A 12592-nucleotide genomic window follows, 5' to 3' on the forward strand; every position below is an offset into this window, starting at 1 on the left:
GTAAGTGGTAGGTGAATCATGCGTTTGTTGCTCATCTGCAGCGCATGATTTCCAGAATCCAGCGCGGTTTTTGTGGGAGCGGCCTTGTGTCGCGATTGGGCCGCAGAGCGGTCCCGGCGATGGCTGCGGCAAGCTGAAAACCTGGGACCGTTGCGAGGTCCCAATCGCGACACAAGGCCGCTCCTACAAGTGATTGAGCGGCGCCCGTGCACAGCGATGAATGCCAGAACCCTCTTCTATGCATATTCCAAAGCGTTAGTTCATAAAGGTTTTATAAGCGCATAAGGTATATCCACCGGACCACCGGACCCGCACTCATCCGTCGCAATCAGTTGCACGCGATGCATTCACTTCGTGAGGTTCATGAATGGTCAGCCACACTCTCTCCCCGCTCGGGGCGTCGAGTGCCGCCAGGGAGCGGCACTGATGTCCAGCCAAGCCAACAGTCAATCGAACCACGAGACCGACAGCATGCCGCGGCTGCTGCCGGCGGCGATCCTGCGCGACGACGCCCAGGCGCTGCAGGCCGCCCGCGAACTGGCCGACACCGCCAGGACTCAGGCCGCGCAGCGCGATCAGCAGCGCCAGTTGCCGTGGGCCGAAATCGAACAGTTCACCCGCTCGGGCCTGGGCAGCATCAGCGTGCCCAAAGCGTTCGGTGGCCCCGGCGTATCCTTTGTCACCCTCGCCGAAGTGTTCCGCCTGATCAGCGCTGCCGACCCGGCCCTGGGACAGATCCCGCAGAACCAGTTCGGTCTGCTGCAGTTGCTGCGCGACACTGCCACTCCGGCCCAGCAGGCCCGCCTCTACCGCTCGGTGCTGGACGGCTGGCGCATCGGCAACGCCGGTCCCGAGCGCAACACGCAGAACACCCTCACCCTCAAGGCACGCCTGACCCGCGACGGTAGCGGCTATCGCCTCAGCGGCGAGAAGTTCTACTCCACTGGCGCCTTGTTCGCCCATTGGGTGTCGGTCAAGGCGCTGGACGACGAAGGCCGCCAGCGCCTGGCCTTCGTGCGCCGCGGCAGCCCCGGCCTGCGCATCGTCGACGACTGGTCCGGCTTTGGCCAGCGCACCACCGCCAGCGGCACGGTGCTGCTCGAGCATGTCGCGGTGGAGGCGGACCTGGTGATCGACAACTGGCGCCAGAGCGAGCGCCCGAACATCCAGGGCGCCGCCTCGCAGTTGATCCAGGCCGCCATCGACGCCGGTATCGCCGAAGCGGCCATCGACGACGCCATCGACTTCGTGCGCCACAAGTCGCGGCCCTGGATCGACGCCAAGGTCGAGCGCGCCAGCGATGACCTCTACGTGATCGCCGACATCGGCCGTCTCAAGCTCGACCTGCACGCCGCCGAGGCGCTGTTGCGCAAGGCCGCACAGGTGCTGGACGAGGTCGATGCCGGGCCGGTGGATGCCGCCGCCGCGGCCCGTGCCTCCATCGCCGTGGCCGAAGCCAAGGTGTTGACCACCGAGATCGCGCTGCTGGCCAGCGAGAAGCTGCTGGAACTGGCTGGCAGCCGCGCCACCCTGGCCGAGTTCAACCTCGACCGCCACTGGCGCAACGCGCGGGTGCATACCCTGCACGACCCAGTGCGCTGGAAGTATCACGCGGTCGGCGCCTACTACCTCAACGGCACGCTGCCTGCGCGGCATTCCTGGATCTGATTGCTCGCCGAGGGCTGCTTTGGCGGCCCTCCGCCCCGGAGCCCCCCATGACGACATCCCTGATCACCAGCGACGCCCAGGCCCTGGCCGTCGCCGAAGACCTCGCCCGCCACCTGCAAGGCGGCAGTGCCCTGCGCGACCGCGAACGGCGCCTGCCCCACGCCGAGCTGGAACTGTTCACCCGCTCCGGCCTGTGGGCTATCAGCGTGCCCAAGGCCTACGGCGGCGCGCAGGTGTCCAACGTCACCCTGGCCAAGGTCATCGCCCGCATCGCCCAGGCCGACAGCTCGCTCGGGCAGATTCCGCAGAATCACTTCTATGCCCTCGAAGTGCTGCGGGTGAACGGCAGCGCTGCGCAGCAGCAGCGCCTCTACGCCGAGGTGCTCGGCGGGCGACGCTTCGGCAACGCCCTGGCCGAACTCGGCACGCGCACCGCCCACGACCGCACCACGCGCCTGACCCGCGACGGCGACGGCTACCGCATCGACGGGCGCAAGTTCTACGCCACCGGGGCGCTCTACGCCCAGCGCATCCCCACCTCGGTGATCGACGACGACGGCGTGCAGCAACTGGCGTTCGTCCCCGCCGACAGTCCCGGCGTGCAGGTGATCGACGACTGGAGCGGCTTCGGCCAGCGCACCACCGGCAGCGGCTCGGTACTGTTCGAGAACGTGCGCGTCGAGGCCCAGGACATCGTGCCGTTCCAGTCCGCCTTCGAACGGCCGACCCCGGTGGGACCGCTGGCGCAGATCCTCCACGCCGCCATCGACACCGGCATCGCCCGCGCCGCTGTCGAAGACGCCCTGGCCTTCGTCCGTCAGCACAGCCGCCCATGGATCGACTCTGGCGTCGATCAGGCCTCGGCCGACCCGCTCACCCTGAACGCCTTCGGCCGCCTGAACATTCGCCTGCATGCCGCCGAAGCCCTGCTGGAACGGGCCGGCGAAGCCCTCGACCGGGCCCAGCGTGACGCGAATGCCGACTCGGTGGCCGCCGCCTCCATTGCGGTCGCCGAGGCGCGGGCGATCAGCACCGAGATTTCCCTGGCCGCCGGCAGCACCCTGTTCGAGCTGGCCGGCAGCCGCGCCACCCTGGCCGAGCACAACCTCGACCGCCACTGGCGCAACGCGCGGGTGCACACCCTGCACGATCCGGTGCGCTGGAAATACCACGCCATCGGCAACTACTACCTGAACCGCGAAAACCCGCCGTTGCGAGGGACGATCTGATGCCCAGGCAGATCCTGCTCAACGCCTTCAACATGAACTGCGTCGGCCATATCAACCATGGCCTGTGGACCCACCCACGGGACACCTCGACCCGCTACAAGGACATCGAGTACTGGACCGACCTGGCGCGCCTGCTCGAACGCGGGCTGTTCGACGGCCTGTTCATCGCCGATATCGTCGGCACCTACGATGTCTATGGCCAATCGCTGGACGTCACCCTCAAGGAGTCGATCCAGCTACCGGTCAACGACCCGCTGCTACTGGTCTCGGCCATGGCTGCCGTGACCCGGCACCTGGGCTTCGGCCTCACCGCCAACCTCACCTACGAGCCGCCGTACCTGTTCGCCCGCCGCCTGTCCACCCTCGACCACCTGAGCAAGGGCCGCGTGGGCTGGAACATCGTCACCGGCTACCTGGACAGTGCCGCCCGCGCCATGGGCCTGGCGCAACAGCCCGAACACGACCGGCGCTACGACCAGGCCGACGAGTATCTGGAGGTGCTGTACCAGTTGCTCGAAGGGAGCTGGGCCGACGATGCGGTGGTCGCCGACCGTCAGCGGCGCGTCTATGCGCAGCCTGAACGGGTGCGCAAGGTCGAGCACCACGGCGAGTTCTACAAGGTCGACGGCTACCACCTGTGCGAGCCCTCACCGCAGCGCACGCCGGTGCTGTTCCAGGCCGGCAGTTCCAGCCGGGGCCTGAGCTTCGCCGGGCAGCATGCCGAATGCGTGTTCATCGGTGGCCAGACCCACGCCGGCACCCGCGCCCAGGTCGACAAGGTGCGCGCCGCGGCCCAGGCAGCGGGCCGCGATGCGCAGGCGATCAAGGTGTTCATGGGCATCAGCGTGATCGTTGCCGCCACCGAGGCCGAAGCGCGCGCCAAGCACGCCGAGTACCTGCGCCATGCCAGCGCCGAGGCCGGGGTGGCGCACTTCGCGGCCTCCACGGGCATCGACTTCGCCGCGTTCGACCTTGACGAGCCGATCCATGCCGGCCCGGGCAACGCCATCCAGTCGGCCAACAAGATACTTCAGGACAGCACCTGGACCCGCCGCCGTCTGTTGCAGCAGCACGCCCTGGGCGGGCGCTACGTGACCCTGGTGGGCTCGCCCGAGCAGGTCGCGGAACAGTTGATCGGCTGGATCGACGAGACCGGCCTGGATGGTTTCAACCTGACCCGCACCGTCACCCCGGAAAGCTACGAAGACTTCATCGAGCTGGTGATTCCCGAGCTGCAACGTCGCGGTCGCTACAAGACCGCCTATGCCGACGGCACCTTGCGCCAGAAGCTGTTCGCCAGCCCCAGCGCGCACCTGCCGGCCGATCACCCCGGCAGCCGCCATCGCTTCCCCGACCCTGTCCCGACCGGAGCCCTGCACCATGCTTGAGAAACTCTACCGGCCCGCCGTGGCCCTGCTGCTCAGCCTGGGCCTGTCCAGCGCCGCCCTGGCCGAGCCGCCGCTGAAGATCGGCACCACCGCCGCGTTCGCCATCCCCCTGGAAGCGGCGGTCGAAGAAGCGCACAAGCAAGGGCTCGAGGTGAAGCTGATCGAATTCAGCGACTGGATCGCGCCCAACGTCAGCCTCAACAGCGGCGACATCGACGTGAACTACTTCCAACACATCCCCTTCCTGGAAAACGCCAAGGCCGCCGCCGGCTTCGACCTGGTGCCCTACGCGCCGGGCATCATCAACAACGTCGGGCTGTACTCAAAGCGCTACAAGCGCTTCGCCGACCTGCCCGACGGCGCCAGCGTGGCCATCGCCAACGACCCGATCAACAGCGGGCGCGGCCTGCAACTGCTGGCCAAGGCCGGGTTGATCAGCCTCAAGCCGGGCGTGGGCTACAAGGCCACCGAAGCCGACATCGTCGACAACCCGAAAAAGCTCAAGATCATTCAGGTCGAGGCCGTGCAACTGGTGCGCGCCTACGACGATGCCGACCTGGTGCAGGGCTACCCGGCCTACATCCGCCTGGCCAACAGTTTCGACGCCACCTCGGCGCTGCTGTTCGACGGTCTGGAGAACAAGGAATACGTGATCCAGTTCGTGATCCGTCCGCAGAGCAAGGACGATCCACGCCTGGCCAAGTTCGTCGATATCTACCAGCATTCGCCGGCCGTGCGCGCCGCCCTGGACAAGGCCCATGGCAGCCTGTACCAGGCCGGCTGGGAGGGTTGAGATGAGCAGCGCCAACGCCCTGCGGGCGCCCCTGGCTCCCCGCGAACCTGCCCGGGCACGCGAGCACGCGCTGCGCCCGGACGTGAACCAGGCCCACGTGCGCTTCATCGGCCTGGCCAAGACCTACCCCGGCCAGCGCCAGCCGGCGCTGCACGGCATCGACCTGAACATCCGCCGTGGCGAGATCTTCGGCATCATCGGCCGCAGCGGCGCCGGCAAGTCGTCGCTGCTGCGCACCATCAACCGCCTGGAGCAACCCAGCCATGGGCGCGTGCTGATCGACCAGGTGGACATTGCACCGTTCGACGAAACGCAACTGGTGGCGCTGCGCCGACGCATCGGCATGATCTTCCAGCACTTCAATCTGATGTCGGCCAAGACCGTGTTCCAGAACGTCGAGCTGCCGCTGAAGGTGGCCGGCGTGGCCAAGGCGGAGCGCCAGCGCAAGGTCCGCGAGCTGTTGGAGCTGGTGGGGCTGGAACAGAAACATGGGGTGTATCCGGCGCAGTTGTCGGGCGGGCAGAAGCAGCGCGTCGGCATCGCCCGCGCCCTGGTGCACGACCCGCAGATTCTGCTGTGCGACGAGGCCACCTCGGCACTGGACCCGGAGACCACCGCTGCGATCCTCGACCTGCTGCGCGACATCAACCAGCGCCTGGGCCTGACCATTGTGCTGATCACCCACGAAATGGCGGTGATCCGCGAGATCTGCCACCGCGTGGTGGTGCTCGAGCGCGGCGAGGCGGTCGAGCAGGGCGAGGTCTGGCAGGTGTTCGGCACACCGCGCCATGCCGTCACCCGCAGCCTGCTCGCGCCTCTGCAAGCCAAGCTGCCGGACAGCTTGCAGCGCACGCTGCAGGCCCGACCCGGCCACCCCGAAGCGGCCGTGGTGCTGCGCCTGCACGTACTCGGCGAGCCGGACCTGACGGCGCTGTGGCATGACCTGGGCGGGCGCGTGACCCTGCTGCAGGGCGGCGTCGACACCCTCGGCAGCCAGACCCTGGGCCAGCTGATACTGGCCGTGCGCGGCTCGCCGCACAGCGCGGCGCAACTGCTCGAGCGCGCCCGGCGCTGGACGACCGACGTGGAGGTGCTCGGCCATGTGGACTGAACGCTTGCTGCAAGGCCTGCTCGACACCCTGCTGATGGTCGGCGTGTCTTCCTTGATCGCGTTGCTGGTGGGCATCCCGCTGGCGGTGCTGCTGGTCACCAGCGACAAGGGCGGCATCTACCAGGCGCCCCTGCTCAACCGCGTGCTGGGCGGCTTCGTCAACCTGTTCCGCTCGGTGCCGTTCCTGATCCTGATGGTGGCGCTGATCCCCTTCACTCGCCTGATCGTCGGCACCACCTACGGCGTATGGGCTGCCGTGGTGCCGCTGACCATCGCGGCCACGCCGTTCTTCGCGCGCATTGCCGAGGTGAGCCTGCGTGAAGTGGACCATGGCCTGATCGAAGCGGCCCAGGCCATGGGCTGCCGGCGCTGGCACATCGTCTGGCACGTATTGCTGCCCGAAGCGCTGCCCGGCATCGTCGGCGGCTTCACCATCACCCTGGTGACGCTGATCAACTCCTCGGCCATGGCCGGTGCCATCGGCGCCGGGGGCCTGGGCGACATCGCCTATCGCTATGGCTACCAGCGCTTCGACAGCCAGATCATGCTCACGGTGATCGTCATGCTGGTGGCGTTGGTGGCGGTGATTCAGCTGGGCGGGGATCGCCTGGCCAGGGGCTTGAACAAGCGCTGAGGGGCCGTGATTGGAGGCGGGTCAGAACGAAACGCTCTTTTCGATTGAAGAGTGGATCCGCGAGCGCACGACCTCGTCACCCCCAATTCAACGCCTGCGGCGCCACCGGCCGGCCGAACCAGTAGCCCTGGCCCAGGTCGCACTGCTGCTCCAACAGAAAGCGCGCCTGTTCGGCCTGCTCGATGCCCTCGGCGTGCACCTGCATGCCCATGCTGCGCGCCAGGGCGATGATCACCCGAACGATGGCCACGTCGTCGTCATCCTGCGGCAAGCCGGCGACGAAACCTTGGTCGATCTTGAGCTTCTGCACCGGCAGGCGCTTGAGGCGCAGCAACGACGAATAGCCGGTGCCGAAATCGTCGATCGCCAGGCGCAGGCCCAGTTCGCGCAGCCGGTGCAGTTGCTGCATGGCCACCTCCGGGTCCTCCATCACCGCGCTCTCGGTGACTTCCAGCTCCAGCAGCGCCGGGTCCAGGCCGGTGTCGTGCAGCACCTCGGCGACTTGACGATAGAGTTCGCGCTGACCGAACAGCCGGCTCGACAGGTTCACCGCAACGAAGCTCAGCGCACGCCCTTCGGCCTGCCACTGGACCATCTGCCGGCAGGCTTGAAGCAGCACCCAGGCGTCGATATCGGCGATCAGGCCGGTGCGCTCGGCAATCGGGATGAACTCGCCCGGCGGCACCAGGCCGCGCTCGGGGTGCTGCCAGCGCACCAGCGCCTCGACGCCGACCAGGGTGCCGGTCAGCAGGTCGTGCACCGGCTGGTAGAACACCCGCAGTTCCTCCTGGGCCAAGGCGCGGCGCAACTCGCCGGCGGTCTCGACGCGGTGCTGGGCGTGGGCGGTCAGCTCTTCGGTGTACAGCGCATAGCAGGCACGACCATTGTTCTTGGCCTTGAACAGCGCCGAGTCGGCATTGCGCAGCAGTTGCTCGGCGCTCTGTGCATCGCTGGGGAACAGGCTAATGCCGATGCTGGCGCTGATGAACAGATGCTGGTCCTCGACCTCGAACGGCTCGTGCAGACGCTCGATCAGGCACTGCGCGGTGCTCGCGGCCTGGGCCACCTGCTGGCCGCCTTCGAGCAGCACAGCGAACTCGTCGCCGCCCAGCCGCGCCAGGGTCACACCGGCGCCGACCTGATCGCGCAGGCGGTCGCCCACCCGCTTGAGCAACTGGTCGCCCACGGCATGGCCGAGGCTGTCGTTGATGCTCTGGAAGTGATCGAGGTCCAGCAGCAACAGGGCGCAGCCGCGCTTGTTCGACTGCGCGGCGGCCAGCGCCTGTTCGGCACGGTCGCTGAACAGCAGACGATTGGGCAGGCCGGTGAGCGGGTCGTGGTGGGCCAGGTAGGTCAGTTCTTCCTCGGAATGCTTGATCGCGCTGATGTCGCTGAACACTGCGACGTAATGACTGAGCGCGCCTGCGTCGTCGCGAATGGCGCAGATGGTCTGCCACTGCGGGTAGATTTCACCGCTCTTGCGCCGGTTCCAGATCTCGCCGCTCCATTGGCCACAGGCTTCCAGGGTGTCGTAGATCTGCTTGTAGAACGCCGCGTCGTGGCGGCCTGACTTGAACTTGTTAGGGCGCTGGCCGAGTACTTCGTCCTGCTGGTAGCCGGTGATGCGCATGAAAGCGCGATTGACGTGCACGATCAAACCGTTACGGTCGGTCACCAGCACGCCTTCGAGGGTGCTGTCGAACACGGCGGCGGCCATGCGCAGGCGCTCGCGGTCTTCGCTGCGCAAACGCGCACCGACGCCGATGAAGTTCAGCAGGCGCACCCGCGAGACGAAGATCAGGCCGGCGCTGAGCAACACCCAGACCACCAGGTTGATCTGTCGGCCGACGGTCAGGGCCAGGTCGTCGTCGGTCATGCCACGCAACACCACCTCCGACAGGGCCAGCCAGAGGAACGACAACACAACGTAGAGCGCAGCCATGCGCAAGGCGTCGCGAACAGAAACAGACATGTCGGGCGTATCGGTCCTGGGAAAATGATGGCGCAGTATAAATGCTGAAACATGCCGTGACTTTAATTCCGGGCTCATTAATAAGTCGTGTTTCGCGCCGACGCCTCCCGGTTGGCCTGCCTTTGCGGCCTGGCCGGTGGCCAGTACCAGACCGATGGCACGCCTGCCCGGCGACGCTCGACTGGTTTTATTTCCCCGCCCAGGGATAATGCGCCCGTTGTCCACCCTACTCTGAGGGCTTTTCCAACCATGTGGCATAACGGTCTACTCGACCTCTCGGCCTGGCAACTGGTCGCGGTCACCCTGCTGATGACTCATGTGACCATCGTCAGCGTCACCATCTACCTGCATCGCTATTCCGCGCACCGCTCCCTGGAGCTCAACGCCGGACTCAAGCACTTCTTCCGCTTCTGGCTGTGGCTGACAACGGCGCAGAACACCCGCGAGTGGACCGCCATCCACCGCAAGCACCACGCCAAATGCGAAACCCCCGACGACCCGCACAGCCCGGTGCACAAGGGCCTGGGCACGGTGCTGCGCAAGGGCGCGGAGCTGTACCGCGAGGAGGCCCGCAACCCGGACACCTTGCGCATCTACGGCAAGAACTGCCCGGACGACTGGATCGAGCGCAACCTGTATTCGCGGTACAAGCTCGGCGGTATCGCCCTGATGGCGGTGAGCGACCTGGCGTTGTTCGGCACCATCGGCATCACTATCTGGGCCATCCAGATGATGTGGATTCCGTTCTGGGCCGCCGGCGTGGTCAACGGCCTGGGCCATGCGGTGGGCTACCGCAACTTCGAGTGCCGCGACGCCGCCACCAACCTGGTGCCCTGGGGCATCATCATCGGCGGCGAGGAACTGCACAACAATCACCACACCTACCCCAATTCGGCCAAGCTGTCGGTGCGCCGCTGGGAGTTCGACATGGGCTGGATGTGGATTCGCCTGCTGTGCCTGCTGCGCCTGGCCAAGGTGCAGCGCGTGGCGCCCATCGCCCATCGGGTCGAGGGCAAGGCGTCGCTGGACATGGACACCGCCATGGCGATCCTCAACAACCGCTTCCAGATCATGGCCCAGTACCGCAAGCTGGTGATCGCCCCGCTGGTCAAGCAGGAACTGAACAAGGTCGATGCCTCGATGCGCCACCAGTTCCGCCGTGCCAAGCGCCTGTTGTCGCGTGAACCCAGCCTGCTGCAGGACCGCCATCACCTGCGCATCGAGTCGATGCTCGAACACAGCCAGGCGTTGAAAACCATCTACGAGAAACGCCTGGCTCTGCAGCACATCTGGGCACGCACCAGCGCCAACGGCCACGACATGCTGGCGGCGATCAAAGACTGGGTACATGAGGCCGAGGCCAGCGGCATCCAGTCGCTGCGCGACTTCGCCGCTCAGCTCAAGACCTACTCCCTGCGCCCCGGCGCCGCCTGACCGCCGTTGATCGGCGTGCCCCCGTTCGGGGCACGCCCTCCGGAACTTCACCCCCTGCCTCGACTCGAAATCGGATCATCGCCCGCGTGGCGGGCTGTCTGGCGGCCGCACGCCCTCTCGTCGAGAACCGATCCGTGCTCATGGCCAAAGAACGTCCCTCTTCGCACACCGGCGACCCCCGCCCCGAAGCCGCTCAGATGCTCCTGGCCCTGCTGCATGCCCAAGGCGAAGTAGCCCGCCTGAGCGAACGCGAACAACTGTTCAGTTCGTTGCTCGACAGCGTCAACGCGGTGCTCTGGGCCTTCGATTGGGAAAAGCGTCAGGTGCTCTACATCAGCCCCGCCTACGAGCGCATCTACGGACGCTCCGCGAGCCTGCTGATGGCCGACTTCAACGAATGGCGCGACGCGATCCACCCGGACGATCTCGACTACGCCGAGCGCAGCCTGGCCCAAGTGCTGGTCAAAGGCACGGTCGAGGACCGCGAGTACCGCATCGTCAACGGCCAGGGCGAAGTGCGCTGGCTCAGCGACAAGTGCTACATCAACCAGCAGCGCGAGGGCGAGCGGGTGATCATCGTCGGCATCGCCGAGGACATCACCGAAAAGAAGCACCTGGAAGGCGAACTCAAGCGCCTGGCCACCACCGACGTGCTGACCCAGAGCAGCAACCGCCGGCACTTCTTCGAATGCGCCCGCCAGGCCTTCAACCGCGCCCGCGACAACGGCACGCCGCTGGCCTTCCTGCTGCTGGACATCGACGATTTCAAACTGATCAACGACAGTTATGGCCACCCCGAGGGCGACCAGGTGCTGCAGCGCATCGCCGACAGCGGCAAGACCATCCTGCGCCGGGGCGACCTGTTCGGCCGCATCGGCGGCGAGGAGTTCGCCGCCGTGTTCCCCGGCTGCAGCGCCGAAGTGGCCGCACAGATCGCCGAACGCCTGCAACGGGAAATCGAACGCCTGGCCTTCAGCCATGGCGAGCAGCGCTACAGCGTCACCATCAGCCAGGGCCTGACTGCACTTTCAGCCCAGGACACCGACCTGGACAGCCTGTTCAGTCGCGCCGATGCGGCGATGTACCAGGCCAAGCGGGAGGGGAAGAATCGGATTGTGTGTGGGTAGGAGATCACGCTGGCGCTGCGCTACGGAAAAAACTCATCGCTCCTGATAGCGGTCATGGGCACGTGTCCTTCGACGATTTACGGCCGGGTCCAGAATCTCGATTGGCTCCGATAGCGACCGTGGCACAAAGACGCACGGACCCACACAGCATCAGTCAACTCAACGCCTGAGTTGGTCAAGCAGTGCCAGATGTACATCCATATCGACTTTTACCAGACCATCTAGGTCCGCGCGCCCCCCCAGACTCAGCGCGGGCTCAAAAGCGTACATTTCGCTCTCCGATACAGGCCCTAGCTTGGCGAGCGCACGCTCGAACAAAGGGTTACCCATTCGGTCTTCGAAGTCGAAGTCGGCTTTTGTAGCGGTTGCGAAAAAGATGCCCAGCGCCCGGTCAGGATTCGTCTGGCGTTGTTGCAGTTGGCTCTTCAGCGCGACGATGCCACCCGCCAGGCTCGATATCGTGATGCTACGCTGGTAGCGCTCGCCCCAGGCATACAGAGAACCAAAGGCGTCTCTCGCAATGACATGATAGTTATCGACATGCTCTAAGTCCGAGCCACTCAGCCATTGCTTCAGCGTGGCCGTGTACTGATCGGGATCGACGATCCAGAAAAGACCGTCCGCGTAAGCACTCCAACCCTCACTTTGCCAAACGCTAAGCAACGCGTCGGGAAGCTTCGAGCGATATTTTTCGATACTTGAGACTGGAGCGCTTCTCCGACCTTGCGGCTCGCCAAAATGGGCAGTAAATGTCCGGAAATATTCATCCATTTTTTGAGCACCCGCCATAGTTTCACGACTTATCGAATGGAGCGAAAACACCCACGCATTTTTATTGTATTCAATCGGATCACGTCCACGCTTCACGACCGTCCTCAAAGCACCAAACGAAGCCTCCTGGCACCCAGCATTTACCATCCCTGTTTAGCCAGAATATATCTTCATCCAACTGGTGTTCATCAGGAAAGGCTAGGCGGTAGGCTTCAACTTGTTCCTCAACGCTGCCATCCAAAAATGAATCAGCCGCTAACTTGACCCGTCCCTCGGTAAGCAGCCTGCGCAAAATCTGTAGAAAAAAAGTCTTGCGCTCCTCGAAAGCTGACTCCGGTAACGCCTGAAGTATATTGAGCCACAGCGCATTTACATCGAACCCCTCGCTCAACTCGACGATCTCACAAGCGGCTTGTTCACTGACAGGCGGGGAGTTCAATCGAACTGTGCTGATCGTCACCACCA

Annotated in this window: 11 protein-coding genes; 8 read left to right on the forward strand and 3 right to left on the reverse strand. The window is 65.4% G+C overall.

Annotation, left to right across the window (positions count from 1 at the left end; translation table 11 throughout):
• Nucleotides 1–426 precede the first annotated feature (426 nt).
• From Q6A47_RS02215 to Q6A47_RS02240, 6 genes are read left to right on the forward strand one after another with little or no spacing between them, the layout of a single operon-like run.
• Nucleotides 427–1668, forward strand: coding sequence for an SfnB family sulfur acquisition oxidoreductase (locus Q6A47_RS02215; protein ID WP_116889704.1), 1242 nt, complete (start codon nt 427–429; stop codon nt 1666–1668).
• Nucleotides 1669–1715: 47 nt separating this feature from the next.
• Nucleotides 1716–2897 (forward strand): SfnB family sulfur acquisition oxidoreductase, encoded by a 1182-nt coding sequence (locus Q6A47_RS02220; protein ID WP_295481238.1) that lies wholly within the window; start codon nt 1716–1718, stop codon nt 2895–2897.
• A complete protein-coding gene (locus Q6A47_RS02225) occupies nt 2897–4285 on the forward strand; it encodes an LLM class flavin-dependent oxidoreductase (RefSeq protein ID WP_304482827.1) in 1389 nt (462 codons plus the stop codon). The genes Q6A47_RS02220 and Q6A47_RS02225 overlap by 1 nt, the downstream gene beginning before the upstream one ends.
• Nucleotides 4278–5078 carry a MetQ/NlpA family ABC transporter substrate-binding protein gene (locus tag Q6A47_RS02230; protein WP_295481240.1) on the forward strand — a complete coding sequence of 267 codons (801 nt, stop codon included), beginning with the start codon at nt 4278–4280 and terminating at the stop codon, nt 5076–5078. Before Q6A47_RS02225 ends, Q6A47_RS02230 begins: the two co-directional genes overlap by 8 nt.
• A 1-nt stretch (nt 5079) precedes the next feature.
• The gene (locus Q6A47_RS02235) at nt 5080–6189 is read left to right on the forward strand and encodes a methionine ABC transporter ATP-binding protein (RefSeq protein ID WP_304482828.1); all 1110 of its coding nucleotides are present in this window, start codon (nt 5080–5082) and stop codon (nt 6187–6189) included.
• Nucleotides 6179–6823, forward strand: a complete 645-nt coding sequence (locus tag Q6A47_RS02240; protein WP_039581473.1) for a methionine ABC transporter permease — start codon at nt 6179–6181, stop codon at nt 6821–6823. Before Q6A47_RS02235 ends, Q6A47_RS02240 begins: the two co-directional genes overlap by 11 nt.
• A 76-nt stretch (nt 6824–6899) precedes the next feature.
• On the opposite strand, the gene dibA is transcribed toward Q6A47_RS02240, so the two are convergent.
• Complete coding sequence (dibA, locus tag Q6A47_RS02245; protein WP_304482829.1) at nt 6900–8795, reverse strand: phosphodiesterase DibA; 1896 nt, start codon at nt 8793–8795, stop codon at nt 6900–6902.
• A gap of 249 nt (nt 8796–9044) precedes the next feature.
• Here dibA and desA point away from each other — a divergent pair, with 249 nt between their 5' ends.
• Both desA and Q6A47_RS02255 read left to right on the forward strand, forming a co-directional pair.
• Nucleotides 9045–10229 (forward strand): delta-9 fatty acid desaturase DesA, encoded by a 1185-nt coding sequence (desA, locus tag Q6A47_RS02250; RefSeq protein ID WP_304482830.1) that lies wholly within the window; start codon nt 9045–9047, stop codon nt 10227–10229.
• A 98-nt stretch (nt 10230–10327) separates the two neighbouring features.
• The gene (locus tag Q6A47_RS02255; protein ID WP_304483201.1) at nt 10328–11356 is read left to right on the forward strand and encodes a GGDEF domain-containing protein; all 1029 of its coding nucleotides are present in this window, start codon (nt 10328–10330) and stop codon (nt 11354–11356) included.
• Between the two features lie 159 nt (nt 11357–11515).
• Here the strand turns inward: Q6A47_RS02255 and Q6A47_RS02260 are convergent, their stop codons facing one another.
• On the reverse strand, nt 11516–12223 hold the full coding sequence (locus tag Q6A47_RS02260) for a GAD-like domain-containing protein (RefSeq protein WP_304482831.1): 708 nt from the start codon (nt 12221–12223) through the stop codon (nt 11516–11518).
• Nucleotides 12207–12590 (reverse strand): DUF596 domain-containing protein, encoded by a 384-nt coding sequence (locus Q6A47_RS02265; RefSeq protein ID WP_304482832.1) that lies wholly within the window; start codon nt 12588–12590, stop codon nt 12207–12209. The genes Q6A47_RS02260 and Q6A47_RS02265 overlap by 17 nt, the downstream gene beginning before the upstream one ends.
• Nucleotides 12591–12592 lie beyond the last annotated feature (2 nt).

The sequence above is a fragment of the Pseudomonas boreofloridensis genome (assembly GCF_030580795.1).
GTDB lineage: Bacteria > Pseudomonadota > Gammaproteobacteria > Pseudomonadales > Pseudomonadaceae > Aquipseudomonas > Aquipseudomonas boreofloridensis.

Coding starts and splice junctions, on each gene's coding strand:
- Q6A47_RS02235 (WP_304482828.1), top strand. CDS start 5,080: ATGAGCAGCGCCAACGCCCTGCGGGCGCCCCTGGCTCCCCGCGAACCT.
- Q6A47_RS02220 (WP_295481238.1), top strand. CDS start 1,716: ATGACGACATCCCTGATCACCAGCGACGCCCAGGCCCTGGCCGTCGCC.
- Q6A47_RS02225 (WP_304482827.1), top strand. CDS start 2,897: ATGCCCAGGCAGATCCTGCTCAACGCCTTCAACATGAACTGCGTCGGC.
- Q6A47_RS02240 (WP_039581473.1), top strand. CDS start 6,179: ATGTGGACTGAACGCTTGCTGCAAGGCCTGCTCGACACCCTGCTGATG.
- Q6A47_RS02215 (WP_116889704.1), top strand. CDS start 427: ATGTCCAGCCAAGCCAACAGTCAATCGAACCACGAGACCGACAGCATG.
- Q6A47_RS02230 (WP_295481240.1), top strand. CDS start 4,278: ATGCTTGAGAAACTCTACCGGCCCGCCGTGGCCCTGCTGCTCAGCCTG.
- dibA (WP_304482829.1), bottom strand. CDS start 8,795: ATGTCTGTTTCTGTTCGCGACGCCTTGCGCATGGCTGCGCTCTACGTT.
- desA (WP_304482830.1), top strand. CDS start 9,045: ATGTGGCATAACGGTCTACTCGACCTCTCGGCCTGGCAACTGGTCGCG.